Annotated in this window: 17 protein-coding genes and 1 pseudogene; 10 read left to right on the top strand and 8 right to left on the bottom strand. The window is 72.5% G+C overall.

The genetic code is table 11. The features are described from left to right. Window positions 1-7: 7 nt before the first annotated feature. The gene (gene iolC / locus ACF059_RS16255; RefSeq protein WP_392058119.1) at window positions 8-943 is read right to left on the bottom strand and encodes a 5-dehydro-2-deoxygluconokinase; all 936 of its coding nucleotides are present in this window, start codon (window positions 941-943) and stop codon (window positions 8-10) included. 83 nt (window positions 944-1,026) lie between these two features. Between iolC and ACF059_RS16250 the strand changes: the two genes are divergently transcribed. The 5 genes from ACF059_RS16250 (at window position 1,027) to ACF059_RS16230 (ending at window position 6,289) form a co-directional block, all read left to right on the top strand. Beyond that, complete coding sequence (locus ACF059_RS16250) at window positions 1,027-1,938, top strand: sugar phosphate isomerase/epimerase family protein (RefSeq protein WP_392057172.1); 912 nt, start codon at window positions 1,027-1,029, stop codon at window positions 1,936-1,938. Window positions 1,939-1,950: 12 nt separating this feature from the next. Continuing rightward, window positions 1,951-2,967 carry a Gfo/Idh/MocA family protein gene (locus tag ACF059_RS16245; RefSeq protein WP_392057169.1) on the top strand — a complete coding sequence of 339 codons (1,017 nt, stop codon included), beginning with the start codon at window positions 1,951-1,953 and terminating at the stop codon, window positions 2,965-2,967. A 290-nt stretch (window positions 2,968-3,257) separates the two neighbouring features. Next, window positions 3,258-3,458, top strand: a complete 201-nt coding sequence (locus ACF059_RS16240; protein WP_392057166.1) for a helix-turn-helix transcriptional regulator — start codon at window positions 3,258-3,260, stop codon at window positions 3,456-3,458. 142 nt (window positions 3,459-3,600) lie between these two features. Further along, complete coding sequence (locus ACF059_RS16235; protein WP_392057163.1) at window positions 3,601-3,834, top strand: heavy-metal-associated domain-containing protein; 234 nt, start codon at window positions 3,601-3,603, stop codon at window positions 3,832-3,834. Between the two features lie 133 nt (window positions 3,835-3,967). Then, the gene (locus ACF059_RS16230) at window positions 3,968-6,289 is read left to right on the top strand and encodes a heavy metal translocating P-type ATPase (protein WP_392057160.1); all 2,322 of its coding nucleotides are present in this window, start codon (window positions 3,968-3,970) and stop codon (window positions 6,287-6,289) included. A gap of 395 nt (window positions 6,290-6,684) precedes the next feature. On the opposite strand, the gene ACF059_RS16225 is transcribed toward ACF059_RS16230, so the two are convergent. Continuing rightward, window positions 6,685-7,974, bottom strand: coding sequence for a citrate synthase (locus tag ACF059_RS16225; protein ID WP_360902915.1), 1,290 nt, complete (start codon window positions 7,972-7,974; stop codon window positions 6,685-6,687). A 182-nt stretch (window positions 7,975-8,156) separates the two neighbouring features. Continuing rightward, the gene (locus ACF059_RS16220; protein WP_392057158.1) at window positions 8,157-10,415 is read right to left on the bottom strand and encodes an ATP-dependent RecD-like DNA helicase; all 2,259 of its coding nucleotides are present in this window, start codon (window positions 10,413-10,415) and stop codon (window positions 8,157-8,159) included. A gap of 288 nt (window positions 10,416-10,703) precedes the next feature. On the opposite strand from ACF059_RS16220, the gene ACF059_RS16215 reads away from it, so the two are divergent. Both ACF059_RS16215 and ACF059_RS16210 read left to right on the top strand, forming a co-directional pair. Next, window positions 10,704-11,198, top strand: a complete 495-nt coding sequence (locus ACF059_RS16215; protein ID WP_392057155.1) for a DUF937 domain-containing protein — start codon at window positions 10,704-10,706, stop codon at window positions 11,196-11,198. Window positions 11,199-11,240: 42 nt separating this feature from the next. After that, a pseudogene (locus ACF059_RS16210) lies at window positions 11,241-11,753 on the top strand (GNAT family N-acetyltransferase); the annotation flags it as partial. On the opposite strand, the gene ACF059_RS16205 reads toward ACF059_RS16210, so the two are convergent. Continuing rightward, window positions 11,659-12,615 carry an EamA family transporter gene (locus tag ACF059_RS16205; RefSeq protein ID WP_392057152.1) on the bottom strand — a complete coding sequence of 319 codons (957 nt, stop codon included), beginning with the start codon at window positions 12,613-12,615 and terminating at the stop codon, window positions 11,659-11,661. The pseudogene ACF059_RS16210 and the gene ACF059_RS16205 overlap by 95 nt on opposite strands. A 100-nt stretch (window positions 12,616-12,715) precedes the next feature. Here ACF059_RS16205 and ACF059_RS16200 point away from each other — a divergent pair, with 100 nt between their 5' ends. Together ACF059_RS16200 and ACF059_RS16195 are read left to right on the top strand one after the other, a co-directional pair. Beyond that, window positions 12,716-13,612 carry a LysR substrate-binding domain-containing protein gene (locus ACF059_RS16200; protein ID WP_366867034.1) on the top strand — a complete coding sequence of 299 codons (897 nt, stop codon included), beginning with the start codon at window positions 12,716-12,718 and terminating at the stop codon, window positions 13,610-13,612. Between the two features lie 505 nt (window positions 13,613-14,117). Next, window positions 14,118-15,935 (top strand): glycoside hydrolase family 3 protein, encoded by a 1,818-nt coding sequence (locus ACF059_RS16195; RefSeq protein ID WP_392057149.1) that lies wholly within the window; start codon window positions 14,118-14,120, stop codon window positions 15,933-15,935. Window positions 15,936-15,999: 64 nt separating this feature from the next. Here the strand turns inward: ACF059_RS16195 and ACF059_RS16190 are convergent, their stop codons facing one another. The 3 genes from ACF059_RS16190 to ACF059_RS16180 all read right to left on the bottom strand — a co-directional run bounded on the left by ACF059_RS16190 (window position 16,000) and on the right by ACF059_RS16180 (window position 19,641). Next, window positions 16,000-17,433, bottom strand: coding sequence for an aminopeptidase (locus ACF059_RS16190; protein WP_366867037.1), 1,434 nt, complete (start codon window positions 17,431-17,433; stop codon window positions 16,000-16,002). A gap of 93 nt (window positions 17,434-17,526) precedes the next feature. Further along, entirely contained in the window at window positions 17,527-17,928 is a 402-nt protein-coding gene (locus ACF059_RS16185) for a hypothetical protein (RefSeq protein ID WP_392057146.1), read from the bottom strand. An 87-nt stretch (window positions 17,929-18,015) separates the two neighbouring features. Next, entirely contained in the window at window positions 18,016-19,641 is a 1,626-nt protein-coding gene (locus ACF059_RS16180; RefSeq protein WP_392057143.1) for an aldehyde dehydrogenase family protein, read from the bottom strand. Window positions 19,642-19,740: 99 nt separating this feature from the next. On the opposite strand from ACF059_RS16180, the gene ACF059_RS16175 reads away from it, so the two are divergent. Next, the gene (locus tag ACF059_RS16175) at window positions 19,741-20,295 is read left to right on the top strand and encodes an EF-hand domain-containing protein (RefSeq protein WP_392057140.1); all 555 of its coding nucleotides are present in this window, start codon (window positions 19,741-19,743) and stop codon (window positions 20,293-20,295) included. 54 nt (window positions 20,296-20,349) lie between these two features. Here the strand turns inward: ACF059_RS16175 and ACF059_RS16170 are convergent, their stop codons facing one another. Beyond that, the gene (locus ACF059_RS16170; RefSeq protein WP_392057137.1) at window positions 20,350-24,195 is read right to left on the bottom strand and encodes an ABC transporter ATP-binding protein; all 3,846 of its coding nucleotides are present in this window, start codon (window positions 24,193-24,195) and stop codon (window positions 20,350-20,352) included. Window positions 24,196-24,394: the final 199 nt, after the last annotated feature.

Below are 24,394 nucleotides of genomic sequence, written 5' to 3'. Positions count from 1 at the left end.
CCCCCACTCACTCACCACCGGCACGGACCAGCACCTCCTCGACCTCCGCCGCGAACGGCATCGCGCTGGAACACGCCAGCCGCCCCGCGACGATGGACCCCGCCGCGTTCGCGTACCGCATCACCCGCGCCAGCGGCCAGCCCTCCAGCAGCCCGTGGACCAGCGCGCCCCCGAACGCGTCACCGGCGCCCAGCCCGTTGACCACCTGGACGGCAACCGGCGGTACCTGCGCCTCCGTTCCGTCGCGGTGGACGGCCAACACGCCCTCCGGGCCCTGTTTGACCACCGCCAGTTCCACCCCGGCGGCGAGCAGCGCCCGCGCCGCCGCGTACGGCTCGGACTCCCCCGTGGCGATCTCGCACTCCTCCAGGTTCCCGACGGCCACCGTCGCCCGGGCCAGCGCCCGCTCGTAGTACGGCCCGGGTTTCTCCCGCCACAGCATGGGCCGCCAGTCCAGGTCGAACACCGTCGTCCCCGCCTCCGCACCGGCGCCGCCGCGGGCGTCCAGCGCCGCCAGAGTCGCCTCCCGCGAGGGCTCCTCGCTCAGGCCCGTGCCCGTCATCCAGAACACCCGGGCCGCGCGTACCGCGTCCAGGTCCAGCTCCTCCACCGCGATCTCCAGATCCGGGGCCTTCGGCAGCCGGTAGAAGTACAGGGGGAAGCGGTCCGGCGGGAACATCTCGCAGAAGGTCAGGGGCGTGGGCAGGTCCGCGACCTCGCCGACCCACCGGTCGTCGACCCCGAACCCCCGCAGCTCGGCGCGCAGATACCCGCCGAAGGGGTCCGCGCCGGTACGGGTGATCAGCGCCACCCGCCGTCCCAGCCGGGCCGCCGCCACGGCCACGTTGGCCGGGGAGCCGCCGAGGAACCTGCCGAAGGTCTCCGCCTCGGCCAGTGGTACGCCGGTCGCCAGCGGGTAGAGATCCACCCCGATCCGGCCCATCGTGATGAGGTCGAACTCCAACGGATCGCCGGTCCCGGTCACAGTCAGTCCTCCCGCTCTCGTCCCAGCCTAAGGTGGTCGTCATGACGTCCTCCCCGCCCGCGTTGACGCGTATCCGTGTCGGTTCGGCTCCGGACTCCTGGGGTGTCTGGTTTCCCGACGACCCCCGGCAGACCCCCTGGGAACGCTTCCTCGACGAGGTCGCCGACGCCGGGTACGAGTGGATCGAGCTCGGCCCCTACGGCTATCTGCCCACCGATCCCGCCCGCCTCACCGAGGAGACGGCCCGGCGCGGGCTGCGGGTCAGCGCCGGAACGGTCTTCACCGGACTCCATCACGGCCCCGCCGTGTGGGAGGAGACCTGGGACCACGTGTCGCGGATCGCGGCGCTCACGCAGGCCGTGGGCGCGGCGCACCTCGTCGTCATCCCCTCCTTCTGGCGGGACGACAAGACGGGCAAGGTGCTGGAGGACCGCACCCTCACGCCCGCCCAGTGGCGTGAACTGACCTCCCAGACCGAGCGGCTGGGCCGCGAGGTCCAGGACCGCTACGGGCTGCGGATCGTCGTCCACCCGCACGCCGACACCCACATCGACACCCCGCAGAACGTGGCCCGCTTCCTGGACGCCACCGACCCCGACGTGGTCTCCCTCTGCCTGGACACGGGGCACTACGCCTACTGCGGCGGCGACAGCGTCCAGGCCGTCGAGACCTTCGCCGAACGGATCGGCTACCTCCACCTCAAGCAGGTGGACCCGCGGATCCTCGCCGAAGTCCTCGCGCAGGAGCTGCCCTTCGGGCCGGCCGTGGGCCGCGGGGTGATGTGCGAACCGCCGTCCGGGGTGCCCGCGCTGGAACCCGTACTGGCGGCGGCCGGGCGGCTCGGCGTGGACCTGTTCGCCATCGTGGAACAGGACATGTACCCGTGCCCGCCCGACCAGCCGCTGCCGATCGCCCGCCGCACCCGTGCCTATCTGCGCTCCTGTGGCGTCTGAAGGAGGAATCGCATGAGCACCAGCACCCTCGGCATCGCCGTCATCGGCACCGGGAAGATGGGCGCCGACCACGTGCGCCGGATCGGGCGGAGCGTGGGCGGGGCGCGGGTGGTCGCCGTGGCCGACCCGGACGGGGACCGGGTCAAGGAGGTCGCGGGCGCCCTGGACGGCGCGAGCGCCCACACCGACCCGGCGGCCGCGATAGCCGCGCCCGGGGTGCGGGCCGTACTGATCGCCTCACCCGGGCCCGCCCACGAGGAAGCGATTCTGCACGCCCTGGAGCGGGAGCTGCCGGTGCTGTGCGAGAAGCCGCTGACCCCGGACCCGGCGGGGGCGCTGCGCGTCATGGAGGCCGAACAGCGGCTGGGGCGGCGGCTGGTGCAGGTGGGGTTCATGCGGCGGCACGACGCCGAGTACGAAGGACTGAAGCAGCTGCTGGACGCGGGCGGGATCGGGCGGCCGCTCTTCCTGCACTGCCGCCACCGCAACGCCTCCTCCCCGTCCTTCTTCACCAGCGACATGCTGATCAGCGACTCCGTGGTGCACGAGGTGGACGCGGCCCGCTGGCTGCTGGGGCAGGAGATCACCGCCGTCACCGTGCTGTCTCCGAGGCCCTCGGCGGCCGCCCCCGAGGGGCTGCGCGATCCCCGGCTGGTGCTGCTGGAGACCTCCGGCGGGGCCGTCGTCGACGTGGAGATCTTCGTGAACTGCGGTTTCGGCTACCAGGTGCAGTGCGAGGCGGTCGGCGAGGCGGGCACGGCCCGGATCGGCGACGGCCACGCGATGGTGGTGCAGTCGGCGGGCCGGTGGGGCGGCGCGATCGACCAGGACTTCACGGTGCGCTTCGCCGACGCCTACGACCGGCAGCTGCGGCGCTGGGTGGAGGCGGCCGGCCGTGGCCGGGTGGCGGGACCCGACGCGTGGGACGGCTACGCGGCGGCCGCCGTCTCGGAGGCGGGCCTGACGGCCGCGCGCAGCGGCGTACGGACCGTGGTGGAGCTGGTGGAACGGCCGGCCCTGTACCGCTGACGGCCCGCGCCCGGCGCGCGTACGGACCCTCGGCCGGCCCCCACGACTGCCCTCGGCTGACCCCACGACTGGCCCCTCGACCCCTGTGGCGCTCCTGTCACAGGGGTCGCCTTCGTGTCACACATGTCCGCACTACGCGGGTTTTCCGTCACAGGCGGTCAACAGCCCCTCCCCTGGCCTCACTCTGCGTCGTTCCCCGGGCACAACGCGAGTGATCGTCACTGCCCACGCGCCGGCTCCCCCGACGGCCTCCCGGCCGGCCCCGCCGCGTGGACAAGGAGGTGTCCTGCATGGCCGACCGTCAGCTCTGGTCGTACAAGGAAATCGCTGCCCACATCCGCGTCCAGCCGGACACCGTGCGCTCGTACCGCAAGCACGGCCTGCTCCCGGCGCCCGATCACGTGGAGGGCGGCAAGCCCTACTGGTACGCCGACACCGTGCGCGCCTGGGTGGCCCGCCGACCCGGCAACCGGGGCCGGCGCGAGGACTGAGGGGGCGCGCGGCGCGAGAAAGGGGCGCCGACGCTCGCATTTATACCCCCCAGGGGTATAGTCTCGAACTGTCGCAGGGACGGTGGAGGCATGCCGCCGCCCCGCCCGGCGACCGGACACTGCCCCTGAAGAGGAGAACGACATGACCGCCGAGACGGACACCCAGACCACCACCGTCTACCGGGTGACCGGCATGACCTGCGGACACTGCGAGGGCGCGGTGACCGGGGAGATCTCCGCCCTGCCGGGCGTCAGCTCGGTGAAGGCCGTCGCCGCGACCGGCGAGGTCACCGTCGTCTCCGAGGCCCCGCTGGCCGACGAGGACGTGCGCGCCGCCGTGGACGAGGCCGGTTACGAGTTCGCCGGCCGGGTCTGAGGCTCCGCAGCTTCCATTCCGGAAGCACCCCGCACCACCGGCACCACACGCACCACCCGCTGCATCCCGCCGGGCCGTACCGGCCAGCTCATACTGGTTCCGTACGGCCCGGCCCTCCCCCTGGAGCCGCAACATGACCAGCACAGTGCACGACGGACCCATAGCGGCGGTCGAGCTCTCCATCGGCGGAATGACCTGCGCCTCCTGCGCGGCCCGCATCGAGAAGAAGCTCAACCGGATGGACGGCGTCGAGGCCACGGTGAACTTCGCCACTGAGAAGGCCAAGGTCTCCTACGGCGGTGACGTCCGGGTCGAGGACCTGATCGCCACCGTCGTGAAGACCGGCTACACCGCGGAGCAGCCTCCGCCGCCCGCCGCCCCCACCCCCGCGGCCCAGGCCGAGGCCGTGGAGGAGGACCGGGGCGAGGCCGCGCGCGACCCCGAGCTCGCCGCCCTGCGCCAGCGGCTGCTGGTCTCCGCCGCGCTCGCCCTGCCCGTCGTCCTGCTCGCGATGGTCCCCGCCCTCCAGTTCGACAACTGGCAGTGGCTCTCGCTGACCCTCGCCGCCCCCGTCGTCGTGTGGGGCGCCTTCCCCTTCCACAAGGCCGCCTGGACCAACGCCCGGCACGGCGCCGCCACCATGGACACCCTGGTCTCGGTCGGCACCCTCGCCGCCTTCGCCTGGTCGCTGTGGGCCCTGTTCTTCGGCCACGCGGGCATGCCCGGCATGCGGCACGGCTTCTCCTTCACGATCTCCCGTACCGACGGCTCCTCCGCCCTCTACCTGGAGGTCGCGGCCGGGGTCGTCTCCTTCATCCTGCTCGGCCGCTACCTGGAGGCCCGCTCCAAGCGGAAGGCGGGCGCGGCCCTGAAGGCCCTGATGGAACTGGGCGCCAAGGACGTGGCCGTCCTGCGCGAGGGCCGCGAGGTCCGCATCCCGGTGAGCGCGCTGGCGGTGGGCGACCGGTTCGTCGTCCGGCCCGGCGAGAAGATCGCCACCGACGGCACGGTCGTGGAGGGCAGCTCCGCCGTGGACGCCTCCATGCTGACCGGCGAGTCCGTCCCGGTCGAGGTCTCCGTCGGCGACGCCGTCACCGGAGCCACCGTCAACGCCTCCGGACGCCTGGTCGTCGAGGCCACCCGGATCGGCGCCGACACCCAGCTCGCCCGGATGGCCCGGCTGGTGGAGGACGCCCAGAACGGCAAGGCCGAGGTGCAGCGCCTCGCCGACCGGATCTCGGGGATCTTCGTGCCCGTCGTCCTGGTCCTCGCGCTCGGCACCTGGGTGAGCTGGCTGCTGATCACCGACGACGCCACCGCCGCCTTCACCGCCGCCGTGGCCGTCCTGATCATCGCCTGCCCGTGCGCCCTGGGCCTGGCCACGCCCACCGCCCTGATGGTGGGCACCGGGCGCGGCGCGCAGCTCGGGATCCTGATCAAGGGCCCGGAGGTGCTGGAGTCGACCCGGCGCGTGGACACCGTCGTCCTGGACAAGACGGGGACCGTGACCACCGGCCGGATGACCCTCGCGGGCGTGTTCGCCGCCGAAGATGTCGACGAACGCCGGCTGCTGCGTCTGGCCGGAGCGCTGGAGCACGCCTCGGAGCACCCGATCGCCCGGGCCATCGCCTCCGCGGCGGCCGAGCGCGCTGGCGCCCCGGCGCTCGCCGGGGGCGTCGAGGCCGCTGCCTTCGAAGCGCCCGCCTTCGAGGCCCCGGCCTCCTTCACGAACGTCTCCGGACTCGGTGTCCAGGGCGTGGTCGAGGGGCACGCCGTCCTGGTGGGCCGCGAGCAGCTGCTCGCCGACTGGTCGATCACCCTGCCCCCCGAGCTCGCGGAGGCCAAGGCGGCCGCCGAGGCCGAGGGGAGCACCGCCGTCCTGGTGGCCTGGGACGGCGAGGCGCGCGGGGTGCTGACGGTGGCCGACGCGGTCAAGGAGACCAGCGCCGAGGCGGTCGCCCGGCTGCGGGCCCTGGGTCTGACCCCGGTCCTGCTGACCGGCGACAACAAGGCCGTCGCGGAGACCGTGGCCCGCGCGGTGGGCATCGACGAGGTGATCGCCGAGGTGCTGCCCGAGGACAAGGTGGACGTCGTGCGCCGCCTGCAGGCCGAGGGCCGTACGGTCGCCATGGTCGGCGACGGGGTCAACGACGCGGCCGCGCTGGCCCAGGCGGACCTGGGCCTGGCCATGGGAACCGGCACCGACGCGGCCATCGAGGCGGGCGACCTGACGCTCGTACGGGGCGACCTGCGGGTGGCGGCGGACGCGATCCGGCTCTCCCGCCGGACCCTGGCCACGATCAAGGGGAACCTGTTCTGGGCCTTCGGCTACAACGTGGCGGCCCTGCCGCTGGCGGCCGCCGGCCTGCTCAATCCGATGATCGCGGGGGCCGCGATGGCCTTCTCCTCGGTCTTCGTGGTGAGCAACAGCCTGCGGCTGCGGTCCTTCCGCTAGTGGATCTCCTCCTCCCCCTCCACACACTTCCTTCACGGGAGACGCAGATCACAGTGACCGCAACGTAACCATCCGGGGTCGTCATGGGTCTAATGGGGCGATGCCATGAACGTCTTGGGGGACGTTTCACGGAAACCTTGGGGGTTTTCCGTGGTGTCAGCCGCCGGGACACGTGCCCGCGGGAGGCTTTGAGCGGCCCTCCCGGCCCGAACGGGTCCCGGCACACCGACGCCCCGGCTCGGATCCCGTGGGGGGAGTCCGTTTCGGGGAAATGGAAAGCGCCCCGACCGTCGACCCGTGGGGGGATCGACGGCGGGGCGCTTTTCGCGTTCCCGGCACCGTGCGGTGCGTGGGGTGGCCGCGCGGGATCAGGCCGCGCGGCCGTGAGGCTCGGGTCAGCGGGCCTCTACGGGCACGAAGTCGCGCAGGACCTCGCCCGTGTAGATCTGGCGCGGGCGGCCGATGCGGGAACCAGGCTCCTTGATCATCTCGTGCCACTGGGCGATCCAGCCGGGGAGCCGGCCGAGCGCGAAGAGCACCGTGAACATCTCGGTGGGGAAGCCCATGGCCCGGTAGATCAGGCCGGTGTAGAAGTCCACGTTCGGGTAGAGGTTGCGCGAGACGAAGTACTCGTCGGCCAGCGCGTGCTCTTCCAGCTTGAGCGCGATGTCGAGCAGCTCGTCGCTCTTGCCGAGCGAGGAGAGGACGTCGTGCGCCGCGGCCTTGATGATCTTCGCCCGGGGGTCGAAGCTCTTGTAGACGCGGTGTCCGAAGCCCATGAGGCGGACGCCGTCTTCCTTGTTCTTCACCTTGCGGATGAAGGCGTCGACGTCGCCGCCGTCGTTCTTGATGCCTTCGAGCATCTCCAGGACGGACTGGTTGGCGCCGCCGTGCAGCGGACCCCACAGCGCGGAGATGCCGGCCGAGATCGAGGCGAACATGTTCGCCTGCGAGGAGCCGACCAGACGCACGGTGGAGGTCGAGCAGTTCTGCTCGTGGTCCGCGTGCAGGATCAGCAGCTTGTCGAGCGCCGCGACGACGACCGGGTCCAGGTCGTACTCCTGGGCCGGCACGGAGAAGGTCATGCGCAGGAAGTTCTCGACGTAGCCGAGGTCGTTGCGCGGGTAGACCACCGGGTGGCCGACCGACTTCTTGTACGCGTAGGCCGCGATGGTCGGGAGCTTGGCCAGCAGCCGGATCGTCGAGAGGTTGCGCTGGGTCTCGTCGAACGGGTTGTGGCTGTCCTGGTAGAACGTCGACAGCGCGCTGACCACGGAGGACAGCATCGCCATCGGGTGCGCGTCGCGCGGGAAGCCGTCGTAGAAGCGCTTCACGTCCTCGTGCAGCAGCGTGTGCTGGGTGATCTCGTTGCGGAAAGACGCGAGCTGGTCGACGGTCGGCAGCTCACCGTTGATCAGCAGGTACGCGACCTCGATGAAGGTCGAGCGTTCGGCCAGCTGTTCGATCGGGTAACCGCGGTAGCGCAGGATGCCCTGCTCACCGTCGAGGTAGGTGATCGCGGACTTGTAGGCGGCGGTGTTGCCGTAGCCACTGTCCAAGGTGACGAGCCCGGTCTGGGCCCGCAGCTTCGAGATGTCGAAGCCCTGGTCACCGACGGTGCTCTCGACCACCGGGTAGGTGTATTCACCGTCCGCGTACCGGAGTACTACAGAGTTGTCGCTCACGTCATCCCTCACCGACGTAGTGCCTCTTCTTCGAGGTGCCCTGACTGCCTCTACCTTCCCCCATTTGGCGCAGGAGAGTGCACTCGGGGTCGGCCTTTGGTGCTTTTGGCGGCACTGAGTGCCGCCAACCTGAACATCCTGCCCCCTCCGCCCTGCGGGTGGAACCCCAAATGATCGATCATTTAGGTGATGTTTCCCACCGGTAGGCGGCCGGCCAGTCGGGGGGCCACCGCCGTGTACCTCCTGCCTGCGGAAACGGTACGCACCGCCTGGCCGAGCGCCTTGCGGGACCCGACGAGGACGACGAGTTTCTTCGCCCTGGTGACCGCCGTGTAGAGCAGGTTGCGCTGGAGCATCATCCAGGCCCCGGTGGTGACCGGGATCACCACCGCCGGATATTCACTCCCCTGGGAACGGTGGATGGTCACGGCGTACGCGTGGGCCAGCTCGTCGAGCTCCGCGAACTCGTACCCGATCTCCTCGTCCTCCTCCGTGCGCACCGTGAGGCGCTGCTCGTCCGCGTCGAGCGCGGTGACCACGCCGACCGTGCCGTTGAAGACGCCGTTCGCGCCCTTCTCGTAGTTGTTCCTGATCTGGGTGACCTTGTCGCCCACGCGGAAGACGCGGCCGCCGAACCGCTTCTCCGGCAGGTCCGGCCGGGCCGGGGTCATGGCCTGCTGGAGCAGCCCGTTGAGGTGTCCGGCTCCGGCCGGGCCGCGGTGCATGGGCGCGAGCACCTGGACGTCCCGCCGGGGGTCGAGGCCGAAGCGGGCGGGGATCCGCCGGGCCGCCACGTCCACGGCCAGCACCCCGGCCGCCTCGGTGTCCTCCTCGGGGAAGAGGAAGAAGTCCGGCAGCCCGTCGGTGATCGGCGGCAGACCGGTGTTGATCCGGTGGGCGTTGGTGACCACGCCCGACTGCTGGGCCTGGCGGAAGATCCGGGTCAGGCGCACCGCGGGCACCGGGCCGCCTTCGGCCAGCAGGTCGCGCAGCACCTCCCCGGCGCCGACCGAGGGCAGCTGGTCCACGTCCCCCACGAGCAGCAGGTGCGCTCCGGGCGCCACCGCCTTGACCAGCTTGTTGGCCAGCAGCAGGTCCAGCATCGAGGCCTCGTCGACCACGACCAGGTCCGCGTCCAGCGGCCGGTCCCGGTCGTACGCCGCGTCCCCGCCGGGCTTGAGCTCCAGCAGCCGGTGCACGGTGGAGGCCTCGGCCCCGGTGAGCTCGGCCAGCCGCTTGGCCGCCCGGCCGGTGGGCGCGGCGAGCACCACCTTCGCCTTCTTGGCCCGGGCCAGTTCGACGATCGAGCGCACGGTGAAGGACTTCCCGCAGCCCGGCCCGCCCGTCAGGACGGCGACCCGGCGGGTCAGCGCCAGCCGGACCGCGTCCCGCTGCTCGGGGGCGAGCGTGGCCCCCGTCCGCCCGGCGAGCCAGCCCAGCGCCTTGTCCCAGTCCACGTCCTGGAAGCCGGGCATCCGGTCGTCCTCGGCGTGCAGGAGCCGGCGCACCTGCCCCACCAGCGACAGCTCGGCCCGGTGGAAGGGCACCAGGTACACGGCCGTCAGGGGGTCCGGGCCGCCCTGCGGATCGGGCACCGGTTCCCGTACGACCCCTTCCGGATCGGCTGCGAGCTCGGCCAGGCAGTCGATGACCAGCCCCGTGTCCACCTGGAGCAGCTTGACCCCGTCGGCGATGAGCTTCTCCTCGGGCAGGAAGCAGTGCCCCTGGTCGGTGGACTGGGACAGGGCGTACTGGAGCCCGGCCTTGACCCGCTCGGGGCTGTCGTGCGGGATCCCGACGGCCTGGGCGATGCGGTCGGCCGTGAGGAAGCCGATGCCCCAGACGTCGGCGGCGAGCCGGTAGGGCTGGTTCTTGACCACGGAGATGGAGGCGTCGGCGTACTTCTTGTAGATGCGCACCGCGATGGAGGTGGAGACGCCGACTCCCTGGAGGAAGACCATGACCTCCTTGATCGCCTTCTGCTCCTCCCAGGCGGCGCCGATCAGCTTGGTCCGCTTGGGACCGAGCCCCGGCACCTCGATCAGCCGCTTCGGCTCCTCCTCGATGACGTCGAGGGTGTCGGTGCCGAAGTGCTCCACGATCCGGTCGGCGATCTTCGGGCCGATGCCCTTGATCAGCCCGGAGCCGAGGTAGCGGCGTATGCCCTGGATGGTGGCGGGCAGGACGGTCCTGTAGTTCTCCACCGTGAACTGTCTGCCGTACTGCGGGTGGGAGCCCCAACGGCCCTCCATGCGCAGCGATTCGCCGGGCTGCGCGCCCAGCAGCGAGCCGACCACGGTGAGCAGGTCCCCGCTGCCGCGGCCGGTGTCGACGCGGGCGACCGTGTACCCGCTCTCCTCGTTGGCGTAGGTGATGCGCTCGAGCACCCCCTCGACCACCGCCATCTGCACCGCCGTGCCCCGTGCCCCGTCCATCGCCATGACCCGAAGCTACCGCCCGGCGCCGACAGCGCGTCAGGCCTGTGGACAACCCCTGGGACAGCGCGAAGGGGGTCCCGCCTCGCGGCCGGACCCCCTCACGGTTACCCCTCCCTCGTCGGACTTCCCGATCCCCCCAGATCCCTCCCCGGAAGTCCCGACGCTTCATACGACCCACGATTCGCCCGGAGGGTTGCATCCGGAGTCACAGCTTTACGTTTCCGTTACCCAACGCCGACGCACTGGCCACACAAAGTGCTGGTAAATCGGCATACAAGTAGCGTTCCGGGCATGAGTGAATCCTCTTTCCAGGACGACGTCCTGGGCGAGCTCGGCGATGAGCAGCTGACCGAGATCGCCGGGCTGCTCGGCACAGACGCCGACGGCGCCCGCGACACCGTCGCGCAGACGGTGGGCGCGATGACCGGCACCCTCCAGGAGAAGGCCGACGACGACGAAGTGCGCCAGGCCTTCGCGGAGGTCTCCGAGCCGCCGCTGCAGGGCGTCGCCACGCTCGGCGGCGGCCTGCTGGGCGGCGGGCTGATGGCCGGCGTGCTCGCCAAGGTGAGCAGGCCCGTGGCCGAAGCCGTCTCGAAGAAGACCGGCATCCCCGCCCCCACCATCAGCCGGGTCATCGAGATGCTGATCCCGGTCGTGCTGGCGGTCTTCGCCAAGCGCGCGGCCTCGGGCACCCCCGCGGGCGCCCCGAAACCGGGCGCGGCCCCCACCCCGGGCGGCGCCCTCGGCGACCTCCTGGGCCGGATCCTCGGCGGCGGCGGGAAGTAACCGTTTCGAAGACCCCCCGCCACCCGTACGGCCTAGAGTTGGCCCATGGCTGAAACGGTGCGGCTGCGGGCTCCGGAGCCGGGTGACCTCGGGTGGATCGTGCAGCGCCACGGCGCGCTGTACGCCGCCGAGTACGGCTGGAACGCCGACTTCGAGGGGCTGGTCGCCCGGATCGTCGCGGACTTCGCCCAGGACCACGACCCCTACCTGGAGCGGGTGTGGATCGCGGAGCTGGACGGGCGCCCCGTCGGCTCGGTGATGTGCGTACGGGAGGACGGCGCCCCCGGCACCGCCCGGCTGCGGCTGCTGCTGGTCGACCCGGAGGGGCGCGGCCGCGGCATCGGCGCCCTGCTGGTCGACACGGTCGTCGCCTTCGCCCGCTCGGTCGGCTACCGCGAGCTGGTGCTGTGGACCAACGACGTACTGACAAGCGCCCGCGAGATCTACCTGCGGGCCGGGTTCACGCTGGTCGCGCAGCGGCCGCACCGCTCGTACGGAGTGAGTCTGACGGGTCAGGACTGGCGGCTTCCGCTCCAGCAGGACCAGCCGCGCTGAGCGCGGCCCGCGCGGGGGCCAGGGAGGTGAGCGCCACCCCTCCCACCAGGAGCAACGCGGCCAGCCACCGCAGCCCCGACACGGACTCCCCCAGGACCAGCGCGGCCGAGGACATCCCGAACACCGGGACCAGCAGGGAGAACGGGGCCACGGCCGAGGCCGGGTAGCGGCGCAGCAGGAACCCCCAGGCGCCGAAGCCGAAGACCGTCGACACCCAGGCCACGTAGCCGATGACGCCCACCCCGGACCAGTCCAGCGCCCGCAGCGCGGCCAGGTCCCGGTCCGGCCCCTCGAACAGCAGCGACAGCGCGAACAGCGGCAGCACCGGCACCGTGCACACCCACACCATGAAGTTCAGCGCGTCGGGCGGCGAGGCCTGGCGGGTGAGCACGTTGGACACGCCCCAGCACGCGGCGGCCGCCACGACCAGCACGAAGCCGAGCACGGGCCCGCCCGTACCCCCGTCCACGGCGGCCACCGCGATCCCGGCGAGCGCCACGCCCATCCCCAGCACCCGCACCCTCCCGGGCCGTTCGCGCAGCACCACGGCGGCGAGGACGGCGGTGAACACCGCCTGCACCTGGAGCACGAGCGAGGACAGCCCGGCCGGCATCCCGGCGTCCATGCCGGTGAAGAGCAGGCCGAACTTGGCGATGCCGAGGGCCACCCCGACCCCGAGGATCCACTTCCAGGCGACCTTGGGCCGCCCGACGAAGAACACCGCGGGCACGGCGGCGACGAGAAAACGCAGGGCGGACAGGAGCAGCGGCGGGAAGTGGCCGAGTCCGATCTGGATGACGACGAAGTTGAAGCCCCAGACGGCGGCGACGAGCACGGCCAGCGAGGTGTGTACGGGACGCATGCTCCGAGCATCGACGCCCGGACCATGTAGCACCAGCGCGAATCTCTTCCGCCACTGATGAAGCGTTGCTTACGAATCCCCCTGCTGCCACCATGAAGGCATGCTCGATCTCGCCCGGCTGCGCGCCCTGCACGCCGTCTCGGTCCACGGCTCGGTCGCGGGCGCGGCGGCCGCCCTCGGCTACACCCCCTCCGCCGTCTCCCAGCAGATCGCGAAGCTGGAACGGGAGACCCGCACCACCCTCCTGGAGCGACGCGGCCGCGGCGTCGCGCTCACCGAGGAGGCCCGCCATCTGGCTTCGACGGCCCAGGAGTTGCTGGCGATCGTGGAGCGCGCCGAGACCACCCTGGAGGAGCGGCGCGGGCAGCCGAGCGGGCTGCTGACGGTGGCCGCCTTCGCCTCCGCGGCCCGCGGCCTGCTGCCGGCGGTGCTCGCCGACCTGTCACAGCGCCACCCCGCGCTCGACGTCCGCCTGACCGAGGTGGACCCCCACCTCTCGGTGGACCTGGTCGCCCGGGGCGTCACCGACCTGGCGGTGGCCCACGACTGGGACATCGCCCCCCTGCCGGCGCCCGAGGGCATCGAGCAGGCGGTCATCGGCGACGACCTCTGCGACCTGGTCGTCCCGGCCGGCCACCCCTTCACCACCCGGCGCGTCATCCGGCGCGCCGACCTCGGCGGCGAACGCTGGATCTGCCAGCCCCCGGGCCGCGTCTGCCACGACTGGCTCGTACGGACCCTGCGCACCGCGGGCTTCGAACCGGACATCGCGCACGTGGCCGAGGAGAACCACACCATCGTCGCCCTGGTCGCAGCCGGCCTCGGCGTGGCCGTCGTCCCCCGCCTGGGCACCGGCCCCCTCCCCCCGGGCGCGGTCACCGTCCCCCTCGAACCGGGCCCGGTCCGCCGCCTGTACGCCCTCTGGCGCACGGGCGCCGCCCGCCGCCCCGCCATCACGGAAACAGTAAAAACCCTCCGCCACCACTGGCCCACCTAACCTCACCGCCACCAGCACTCCACGCCCACCCGGACGCGGCCTACGCCGGTTCCGACGAGCCGGGGATAGCCAGGCGCGGCCCACACCAGCCCTGGCGGGCCAGGACGCCCGGGCTGGGATAGCCAGGCGCGGCCCACACCAGCCCCGGCGGGCCACGACGCCCGGGCGCGTTCCACCCCCGCCCCGGAGGGCCGGAATTGGGCCACCGCGGCGCACCGCCCGGCCGGTGTCGGCGGGGCCGGGTGTGTGGCGGGGTGTCCCCGCAGGGCGTCGAACGCACCACCGCCGCACCCCCCTACCCCCCGAACCGTTCGGCGCCCGAGGAGACACCCCGGCGCGCACCCGGCCCCGCCGACACCGGCCCCACCTCCGACCCGCCGGCACCGGCCCCCCGGCCCGACCCCGGCCGACACCGGCCCCACCCCGACCCACCCCGGGAGGGCCACGGCCCGACACGCCCCGACACACCCGGTGCTCCCCCGACCGCAGCGGTAAGGTCCCGGCCGTGCCGAACCACGCCTCGCGCCGGACCCTGCTCACCGCGGCCGCCATCGCCGCCGTCACGGCCACGGGAGCCGTCCCCGCCACGATGCGCACCCCCCGCACCCCCGACGACCCGCACTCCCCCACCGAAGCACCCGGCGGGACCCCCACCCACCCCGACCGCGCCCGCCTCCGCCGCCACATCACGGCGATGAGCCTCGAAGAGCAGATCGGCCAGCTCTTCGTCTCCCGCGGGTACGGACATTCCGCCACCAACCCCGACCCGGCCGACGCCGAGCAGAACCAGCGGACGTTCGGCGTGCGCACCGCCGCCGAGCTCGTCTCCCGCTACCACCTCGGCGGGGTCATCTACTTCGCCTGGGCCCACAACACCCGCACCCCGCACCAGATCGCCGCGCTCTCCGTCGGCCTCCAGCAGGCCGCCCTCAGCACCGGCGCCCGCATCCCCCTCCTCCTCTCCACCGACCAGGAGCACGGCGCCGTCGCCCGCATCGGCCGCCCCGCCACCCTCCTGCCGGGGGCGATGGCGCTCGGGGCGGCCGGCGACACCGCCGCCGCCCGGCGGGCGGCCCGCATCGCGGGCGCCGAGCTCGCCGCCATGGGCATCCGCCAGGACTACGCCCCGGTGGCCGACGTCAACGTGAACCCGGCCAACCCGGTCATCGGCGTACGCTCCTTCGGCTCCGATCCCCAGGCCGTGGCGGCCCTGGTCGCCGCCCAGGTGCGCGGCTACCAGGGCGCCGGCGTGGCCGCCACCGCCAAGCACTTCCCGGGCCACGGGGACACCGAGACCGACAGCCACGTCGGCCTGCCCGTCATGCGGCACACCCGCGCGCAGTGGGAGGAACTGGACGAGCCGCCCTTCAGGGCTGCCGTCGAAGCGGGCGTCGACGCGATCATGACCGCGCACATCGTCTTCCCCGCGCTCGACCCCTCCGGCGACCCGGCGACCCTGTCCCGGCCGATCGTCACCGGCATCCTGCGCGAACGCCTCGGCTTCCAGGGGGTGGTGGTCACCGACGCCCTCGACATGGCCGGGGTCCGACAGAAGTACGGGAACGACCGCGTCCCGGTGCTGGCCCTGCTGGCGGGCTGCGACCAGCTGCTGAACCCGCCGGACCTGGGGCTGGCGTACCGCAGCGTGCTGGCGGCCGTCGAGGCGGGCGAGCTGACGCGGGCGCGCATCGAGGAGTCGGTCCTGCGCATCCTGGAACTGAAGGCGCGCCGGGGCCTGTTCGAGGAGCCCTACCCCGCGGCCGGGAAGGTGGACGAGACGGTCGGCATCCGCAAGCACCTCGACGCGGCCGACACGATCGCGGCCCGTACGACGACCGTCCTGGCCAACGCGGCGGGGCTGCTGCCCCTGGACGCGTCGGCCGGGCCCCGGCTGCTGGTCACCGGGACGGATCCGGTCTCCCCCTCGGGTACCACCGGTCCTCCCACGGCCGTGCTGGCCCGCGAACTGACCGCGCTGGGCTGCCGGGCCACGGCGCTGCCGCCGGCCCGGGCGGTGGCCGCGGCGGCCGGTCACGCGGCGGTGCTGGTGTGCACGTACAACGTCCCGGAGGGGGATGATCCGCAGCGCACGCTGGTGACGGACCTGATCGCCACCGGCGTCCCGGTGATCCTGGTGGCGGTCCGCAACCCGTACGACTCCGCCCGGCTGCCGGCCTGTGCGGCGGAGCTGGCGACGTACTCCTGGACGGACGTGGAGATGCGGGCGGCGGCCCGGGTGCTCACCGGGGCGGTACGGCCTTCCGGCCGCCTGCCGGTCCCGGTGCCGGGCCGCTACCCGCTGGGCCACGGGCTGACGTACTAGACGTACTAGACGTACTAGCTGTGCATGACGAGCACGTCAGCCCGAGCCCCCGCAGGGGGTGGTGCTACGGCCGCAGCTGCGGCTCGCGCTCCAGGTCCCGCTGGTCGAGCTGCGCGTCCGGCGCCGCCAGGGGCTGCGCCTTCGCCGTGCCGAACAGGTTCGTGGCCTGTGCCACGCCCGCCCACTGGAGGATCTTCTGGGTGGCGAGGGCCTTCTCGCCGTCCAGCAGACCCGCGACCTTCGCACCGTGGTTGGCGCCCGGCGCGGTCATCACGTAGCTGTCGCGGGCCCCGTACCCGAGGCGGAACGGCTCGGCTCCCCACGGGTCGTTCTGGCCGTACACGAACAGCATCTGGTGCGCGTTGTTGCGCACCCAGGTGTCCACGTCCCGCATGACCTGCGGCTGGAAGGTCATCGGGATGTCGCGGGGCACGAAGTTGCGCGGCGGCTGGTAGCCGTAGCGGCTGAGGTCGCCCAGGTGCGCCTGCTTGATGTCCGGGGAGCCCAGCTGCGTGCCCGCCTGGTAGTAGTACGGCACGTACGTCTCCAGGCCCTGGTCGGTGTAGGCCGAGAAGCCGGAGATCGCGTCGACCGAGTCCCAGATCTCCTGGTCGCTCGCGGTCGCGGCGGCGGGGATCGTGGCGCAGTCGGCGAGCATGCTGTACTGCCAGAAGGCCCACACGTAGTCGAGGACGACGGCCTCGTAGGCCTTGTCCAGGTCACCCACCGTGTTGAAGGTCCAGCCGTTCTCGGCGGCGGCCGCGGCGTACTTGGCTTCCAGCGGCTCGCGGCGGACGAGCGCCTCGCGCTGCACCGCGTTCAGCTTGTCGCGGCACTCCTTGGTGCCGACCTTGGCGAAGAACCGGTCGTAGGCCGAGTCCTCCTTGTTGACGACGTCGTTGGGCGTGACGTAGGCGACCACGCCGTCCATGTCGCGGGGGTAGAACCGCTCGAAGTACGTCGCCGTCATACCGCCCTTGCTGCCGCCCGTGGCCAGCCAGTTCTTCGTGTAGATCTTCTTCAGGGCGGTGTAGATGCGGTGCTGGTCGCTGGCGGCCTGCCAGATGTCCAGGTTGGCCCAGTCGGCCGGGTCGGGCCGGGAAGGGTTGAAGAATCGATACTCCATCGACACCTGGTTGCCGTCGACGATGGTCGTCGGCTCACTGCGGCGCGGGTTGGTGTTGAGGTTGTAGCCGGAGGTGAAGAACACCGACGGCCGTGAGACGTCCTTGTGCAGCAGGGTCAGGCGCTGCTTGAAGGTGCCCTTCGACGGCTGCCGGTGGTCGACCGGCTGCTCGTAGTTCAGGACGAAGAAGCGGTACCCGGGGTACGGCTTCTCCTCGATCAGGCTCATCCCGGGAATGCCGAGGATCTGGTCCTTGATGTCCGTGGCAGCCGCCGGCTCCGCGGCTGTGGCCGCTTGCGCCGTGGAGCCGGCCGCGCCCATGGTGCCGATGAGCACCACGAGTGACAGCAGCCATCCGAGCGTCTTGCGCATTCACCCTCCCCTTGAGTCCACTTCGGTCGCCGTGAACCTAGCGGGGTCAACGCACCGCTGAACAGACCCAGTTGGGAAGCGCCATACGGGACCTCAGCACAGGATCCAGCCGGAATCGGTCGATCCGGCCCCCACGCTCCCCCTGACGTACACGCACCGGCTGATGGAACCGACCGTGACAGGACCGGCATACCGGGCGAACAGACCGCCGTCGCGGACCGGGACCCCGCCGCGCGGCTGGATGCTCACCGCCATGTGCCGCCGCGGGCCCGGGACCCGCGGCACGGTCACGGCGCAGGCCCGGGTGCGGCTCTTGTAGACGCGCACCTCACCCGTCTCGAACGGCAGCGTCCGGACCAGCCGGCCGCCGCAGCCGCCGGTCGCGGCCTGCGCCGGCGGCGCCGCGGTGAACAGGCCGCCGACGCAGAGCCACAGCGCCGCGCCGAAGACCCCCAGGGCCAGGGCCCGTCGGCCCCTCCCCCTCGATCCCTGCACCACCTGATCCCCCGATCGTGCGTGCGCACGACGTACGCACGCACGTACGACACCCGAGCCCGCCGGAAGGTTGCGGCCGGCAAGGACTCAGCGCGCCGGACCGGCCACCGCCCCCGCCGCGCCCCACATCACGTCCGCCGCGTGGTCGAAGACCGCCTCGCGGGGCCGGACCGGGGTGGCGACGGCGATCGACTGGAGGTGGGTGGTGCGCACGGCGGGCTGGTTGGCCTCGCCGAAGATCCCGCCCGTGGCCCCGGTGCCGCCGTTGTACGGGAGCACCGGCAGACAGCCGATGTGCGAGTCGTTGACCTTCAGCATCCCGCCGTTGACCACCTCCCCGCAGAACCGGTCGACGACCCGCTCGTCCTGCGTCCACAGGGAGTTGCGCAGCCCGTAGCGGTTGGCGTTGAGGAAGCCGATGGCGTCGTCGAGCGAGACGGGGGTCTCGGGGACCACCACGCACAGCAGCGGGAAGAAGGTCTCCTCGCGGAACGCCCGCAGCCGGGCGGCCGCGGCCAGTCCGTCCACCCGTACGACCGCCGGGCGGATGAAGGGCCCCTCCCCCGCCGGTACGTCGTCCACGTCGACGAACTCGCCGCCGCACAGCAGTTCACCGCCGGCCGCCAGCACCTCGTCGAGGAACTCGCTGAACTCGGCCCGCTTCACCACCGGGCTCAGCACCGTGTCCGGGTCCTCGGGCGCGGCGGGCCGGATCCCGCGCGCCCGCTCCACCAGTTCCTTCAGCAGCCGGTCCGCCGCCTCGGGGTGGACGATCGCGAACTTGGGCGTCATGCAGATCTGTCCGGAGCCGTAGTACCGCTCGCACAGGGCCCGCGCGGCCAGATCGGTCTCCGCGTCGGCCCACACCAGCACGCCGTCGTTGCCGGACAGTTCGAGTACGGGCTTCTTGCCCGCGGCCACGCACTCCCGCTCCAGCTTGAGGCCCTGCTCGGAGCCGCCGAAGAAGACGACGTCGTCGCAGTCGGGGCTGTCGAGCCACTGCCGCATCACGGCGCGGGCGTGGGTCGAGACCACGTTCAGGATGCCGGGCGGGGCGCCGAGTCGCTCCAGCAGCGGGGCCACGATCTCGCGGTAGACGAAGCTGACGCCGAGCGGGGCGGTCGGCGGCGCGTTGACGACCAGGCCGTTGCCCGCGGCCAGCGTCAGCGCCCCGTAGAAGGAGTTGGAGGTCGGGGCGTTGCGCGGCGGGCTCAGGCACACCACTCCGTCGGGCTTGCGCACCATGCGGATGCGCCGGCCGGCCGCGGTCCGCTCCGGCTGCCGCAGCTGGGCGGCGAAGTCGGCGACCGAGTCGGGGTGGAACGCGCTGGCCACGGAGGCCAGTTCCCAGGCCGCCAGCCGTACCGGGTGGCCCTCGGCGACCAGCAATGCCTTCAGTTCCGCGTACCGCTCGGTGACGGCCCGGTGGATGCCGTGCAGCAGCTCCAGCCGGTCGTCGAGCGGGACCCGGGCCCAGCCGGGCTGGGCGGCCCGGGCGGCGGCCAGGGCGCGCAGCCCCTGGCCGGGGGTGGACATGGCGACGCGTCCGGCGAGGAGCCGGTCGTCGTACGGGAGGTCCTCGCCGCGCTCCAGCCGCGCCTTGAGGGCGAGCACCTCGAAGGGCTCGCGGAGCAGTTGACCCACCCGGGGCCAGTAGACCCAACGGGTGCCGGGCTCCGCGGCGCCGGCCACCCATACCTCGTAAGAGTGCATCCACAACTTCCTAGCGGGAGAACGGGAATCCACGATCACGACGGAGATTACGGTAGGTGATCAACAACCCGCACACCGTAGCCGTTGAAAGGCACCGCCATGACGAACGCCCTCCTCGAACGCAAGCTGGACCGCGCCTTCGCGCACCTGGACGCCGACGGCAGCGGGGTCATCGACTCCGACGACATCATCGCGCTGGGGTCCCGCCTGCTGTCGGCCCTCGCGGAGCCGGCCACCTCGCCGAAGGCGACCCTGGTGATGGGCGGGCTGGCCGACTTCTGGCAGGACCTGTTCACCGAGCTGGACATCGACCGGGACGGCAAAGTCACGCCCGAGGAGTACAAGCAGGGCATGACCCGGCTGTACGCGCAGGGCGGGCCCGCCTACGACCGCTCGTTCAGGCCGATGGTGCAGGCGATCCTCACGATCGTCGACACCGACGGCGACGGGCGCATCAGCCCGGCCGAGTTCCACAAGGCCCAGGAGGCCTTCGACACGAAGCTGAGCCCGGCCGACGCCGAGGCGCTGTTCCAGCGCATCGACGCGGACGGGGACGGCACCCTGACCGTGGACGAGCTCCTGCACGCGGTGCGCGAGTACTACACGGGCACCGAAGAGGACGCCCCGGGCAACCTGCTCTTCGGCGAACTCTGAGCCGGCAGGACGGTAAGCCGGTGCGCCGGGCGCGGGCCCGGCGCGACCACCCGCCTAGGCGGCGGCGCGCTCGTCCTCTCCGACGAAGGTGCGCCACAGCGCGGCGTACCGGCCGCCGCGCGCCAGGAGTTCGGCGTGCGTGCCGTCCTCCACGACCCGGCCGTGGTCCATGACCACGACCCGGTCGGCGCGCGCGGCGGTGGTCAGCCGGTGCGCCACCACCAGGGTGGTGCGCTTGCCCGCGAGGCGGTCCGTCGCGCGGTTGACCTGGGCCTCGGTGGCCAGGTCGAGGGCGGCGGTGGCCTCGTCGAGCAACAGGACGTCCGGGTCGACGAGTTCGGCGCGGGCCAGCGCGATCAGCTGGCGCTGCCCGGCGGAGAGGTTGCGGCCGCGCTCGGCGACGGTGTGCAGGTAGCCGCCGTCGAGGGTGGCGATCATGTCGTGGGCGCCGACCGCGCGGGCGGCGGCCTCCACCTCGGCGTCGCTCGCCTCGGGCCGCCCGTAGGCGATGGCGTCGCGCACGGTCCCCGGGAAGAGGTAGGGCTCCTGGGGCACGACGCCGAGCCGGTGGCGGTACGCCGTCAGGTCGAGCTCCCGCAGGTCGGTGCCGTCGGCGGTGATCCGGCCGGAGGTCGGATCGTAGAACCGGGCCACCATCTTGACGAGGGTGGACTTCCCGGCGCCGGTCTCGCCGACGAAGGCGACGGTCTGCCCGGCGGGGATGCGGAGGTTGATTCCGGCCAGCGCCTCCCCCTTCTCGCCGCGTTCCTCCGCCGTCCCGTACTGGAAGCGGACGTCCTCGAAGGCGATCTCCCCGCGCAGCGCGGACGTCTCGCGGGGGTGTTCGGGGCGCGGTGTGGTGGTGGGCTCGCGCAGCAGCCCCTGGATGCGGCCCAGGGAGACGGTGGCCTGCTGGTAGCCGTCGAAGACCTGGGAGAGCTGCTGGACGGGGGCGAAGAACAGGTCGATGTAGAGCAGGTACGCGACGAGCGCGCCGGTGGTGAGCGTACCGGCCTCCACCCGCCCGGCTCCGACGATCAGCACGACCGCGGCGGCGGCCGAGGACAGCAGCTGGACGAAGGGGAAGTAGACGGAGATCAGCCACTGGCCGCGGACCCGGGCCTGGCGGTAGGCGTCGCTGCGCTCCGCGAAGCGGCGGGCGCCCGCGTCCTCGCGGCGGAAGGCCTGGACGATGCGCAGTCCCGAGACGGACTCCTGGAGGTCGGCGTTGACCAGGCTGACCCGGTCGCGGGCGAGCTCGTACGCGGCGACGGACTTCCGGCGGAACACGATCGTGCCGACGACCAGGACGGGCAGGGTCGCGAAGACGATCAGCGCGAGCTCGACGTCGAGGACGAGCAGGGCGATCAGGATGCCGAAGAAGGTGAAGACGGAGACGACGGCGGTGACGAGCCCGGTCTGCAGGAAGCTGGACAGGGAGTCCACGTCGGTGGTCATCCGGGTCATGATCTTGCCGGTCAGTTCGCGCTCGTAGTAGTCGAGGCCGAGGCGCTGGAGCTGGGCGAAGATCTTGACGCGCAGGGCGTAGAGGACGCGCTCGCCGGTCCTGCCCGTCATACGGGTCTCGGCGACCTGCGCGGCCCACTGCGCGACGACCACGGCCAGCGCGAGGCCGGCCGCCGCCCAGACGGCGCCGAGCACGGCCTGCTCGACGCCCTGGTCGATGCCGTGCCGGATCAGGATCGGCAGGAGCAGCCCGGCGCCCGCGTCGACGGCGACGAGCAGGAGGCTGATGACGAGGGGCGCCCAGAAGCCGCGGAGCAGACGGCGCAGGCCGTAGCTCTCCTCGGCGGCCGCGGCGCGGGTCTCGTCCACGTCGGGCCGGTCGTCGGCGGGCGGCAGCGCGGCCACCTGCGCGAGGAGCTCGGGGGTGGCCGGCGCACCGGCGACCGCGCCCGCCATGGAGTGCCCGGCTCCGGGCACGGCGGTGGCGGCAGCGGCGGGGGCCGGTCCGGGCTTCTCCTCCCGGCGGCGCCAGAGCTCGGGGGTGATCCCGCCGGCGACCCTGCGCTTGGCGTTGACGGGCTCGGAGTCGATCTCGGCTTCGAGTTCGAGGTCCCGTTCGAGGTCGCGGTCGAGCTCGCGCTCGTACTCGCTCATCACGGGGGCGTCGGGGGTCCGCGGCGAGCCGGCGCCGAGCGCGTCGGGGTCGGTGAGCAGCCTGCGGTAGAGCGCGGAGCGGCTCTCCAGCTCCTCGTGCGTGCCGATGTCGGCGAGCCGCCCGTGTTCGAGCACGGCGATCCGGTCGGCCAGCGCGAGCGTGGAGCGGCGGTGGGCGATGAGCAGGGTGGTCCGGCCGGCCATGACGGCGCGCAGCGCCTCGTGGATCTCGTGCTCGACGCGGGCGTCGACCGCGGAGGTGGCGTCGTCGAGGAGGAGCAGGCGGGGGTCGGTGAGGATGGCGCGGGCGAGGGCGATGCGCTGGCGCTGGCCGCCGGAGAGGGTCAGTCCCTGCTCGCCGACCTTGGTGTCGTACCCGGCGGGCAGGGCCTCGATGAACCCCTCCGCCTGGGCGGCGCGCGCGGCGGCCCGGATCTGCTCCTCGCCGGCCTCGGGGTGTCCGTAGGCGATGTTGGCGCGGATGGTGTCGGAGAAGAGGAAGGAGTCCTCGGGGACGAGGCCGATCGCGCCGCGCAGGGACGCGTAGGTCAGCTCGCGGACGTCGTGGCCGCCGACGCGGACGGCGCCGCGGTCGGCGTCGTAGAAGCGCGGGAGCAGGAGCGAGAGGGTGGACTTCCCGCTGCCGGAGGCGCCGACGACGGCGACGGTCTCGCCTTGCGCCACGGAGAGCGAGAACCCGTCGAGGACGGGACGCGCGGGGTCGTAGCCGAAGTGGACGTCGTCGAAGTCGACGGTGGCGGGCGCGTCGGCGGGCAGCTCGTGCGCGCCCTCCCGGATCGCGGGTTCGGTGTCGATGAGCTCGAACACCCGCTCCACGCCGGCGCGGGCCTGCTGTCCGACGGTCAGCACCATGGCGAGCATGCGCACGGGTCCGACGAGCTGGGCGAGGTAGGTGGAGAAGGCCACGAACGTACCGAGGGTGACCTGCCCCCGGGTGGCCATCCAGCCGCCGAGGGCCAGCATGGCGACCTGCGCCAGCGCGGGGACGGCCTGGAGGGCGGGGGTGTAGCGGGAGTTCAGCCGGATGGCCCGCATCCGCCCCGCGAACAGGCCGCGGCCGGCCTCGCGGAGCTTGGCGGTCTCCTGCTCCTCCTGCCCGAAGCCCTTGACCACGCGGACGCCGGTCACGGCCCCGTCGACGACGGTGGCGACGGCGGCGGCCTGGCCCTGGGCGTACCAGGTGGCGGGGAAGAGCTTCTTGCGGCTGCGCTGGGCGATGAACCAGAGGGCGGGGGCCATCAGCAGGGCGACGAGGGTCAGGAGCGGCGAGAGCGCCAGCATGATCCCCAGGGATATCCCGAAGAGCAGGAAGTTGCCGATGGTCATGGGCAGCATGAAGAGCAGCCCTTGGATCAGCTGGAGGTCGCTGGTCGCCCGCCCGACGACCTGGCCGGTGGACAGCTCGTCCTGCCGCCGCCCGTCGAGGCGGGCGATGGTGGCGTACATGTCGGTGCGCAGGTCGTGCTGCACGTCGAGGGCGAGGCGCCCGCCGTAGTACCGGCGGATGTAGGTCAGTACGTAGACGAGGAGGGCCGCGCCCACGAGCATGGCGGCCCAGGGCCCCATGGGCTTGCTCTGATCGCCGATGACGTCGTCGATGATGACCTTGGTGACCAGGGGTACGAGCGCCATGACGGCCATACCGGCCAGCGAGGACCCGAGCGCGAGCAGCACATTGAGCTTGTAGCGCCAGGTGTAGGCGGCGAGCCGCCTGCCCCAGCCCTGTTCGTCCCCGGTCGCCGTCTCTGCCGCCGTCACGTGAGGCCTCCCCGTTCGCCTTGTCCTGCCGGAAGCCCCAACGCCCCGACCGGCGGATTTCATCCCGCCGCAACAGTTCGAACGTGGCGGGCGGGCGGCCGGGGCGCACGCGGGGAGCGCCGGATGGGGGCCGGTCGGGTTCAGTCGCGGCTGCGGTGACGGCTTGGGGTGCGGCTGTGGTCCCCGGGGCGCGCCCGTC

Source organism: Streptomyces sp. NPDC016562 (assembly GCF_043076955.1).
Taxonomy (GTDB): Bacteria; Actinomycetota; Actinomycetes; order Streptomycetales; family Streptomycetaceae; genus Streptomyces.
This window is presented reverse-complemented; position numbering and strand designations above follow the sequence as displayed.

What these genes read in the sequence shown, in the direction of transcription:
- ACF059_RS16230 (WP_392057160.1), top strand. Translation starts at nt 3,968, where the DNA reads ATGACCAGCACAGTGCACGACGGACCCATAGCGGCGGTCGAGCTCTCC.
- ACF059_RS16220 (WP_392057158.1), bottom strand. Translation starts at nt 10,415, where the DNA reads ATGGCGATGGACGGGGCACGGGGCACGGCGGTGCAGATGGCGGTGGTC.
- ACF059_RS16245 (WP_392057169.1), top strand. Translation starts at nt 1,951, where the DNA reads ATGAGCACCAGCACCCTCGGCATCGCCGTCATCGGCACCGGGAAGATG.
- ACF059_RS16190 (WP_366867037.1), bottom strand. Translation starts at nt 17,433, where the DNA reads ATGCGCAAGACGCTCGGATGGCTGCTGTCACTCGTGGTGCTCATCGGC.
- ACF059_RS16200 (WP_366867034.1), top strand. Translation starts at nt 12,716, where the DNA reads ATGCTCGATCTCGCCCGGCTGCGCGCCCTGCACGCCGTCTCGGTCCAC.
- ACF059_RS16180 (WP_392057143.1), bottom strand. Translation starts at nt 19,641, where the DNA reads ATGCACTCTTACGAGGTATGGGTGGCCGGCGCCGCGGAGCCCGGCACC.
- ACF059_RS16250 (WP_392057172.1), top strand. Translation starts at nt 1,027, where the DNA reads ATGACGTCCTCCCCGCCCGCGTTGACGCGTATCCGTGTCGGTTCGGCT.
- iolC (WP_392058119.1), bottom strand. Translation starts at nt 943, where the DNA reads ATGGGCCGGATCGGGGTGGATCTCTACCCGCTGGCGACCGGCGTACCA.
- ACF059_RS16205 (WP_392057152.1), bottom strand. Translation starts at nt 12,615, where the DNA reads ATGCGTCCCGTACACACCTCGCTGGCCGTGCTCGTCGCCGCCGTCTGG.
- ACF059_RS16215 (WP_392057155.1), top strand. Translation starts at nt 10,704, where the DNA reads ATGAGTGAATCCTCTTTCCAGGACGACGTCCTGGGCGAGCTCGGCGAT.
- ACF059_RS16235 (WP_392057163.1), top strand. Translation starts at nt 3,601, where the DNA reads ATGACCGCCGAGACGGACACCCAGACCACCACCGTCTACCGGGTGACC.
- ACF059_RS16175 (WP_392057140.1), top strand. Translation starts at nt 19,741, where the DNA reads ATGACGAACGCCCTCCTCGAACGCAAGCTGGACCGCGCCTTCGCGCAC.
- ACF059_RS16240 (WP_392057166.1), top strand. Translation starts at nt 3,258, where the DNA reads ATGGCCGACCGTCAGCTCTGGTCGTACAAGGAAATCGCTGCCCACATC.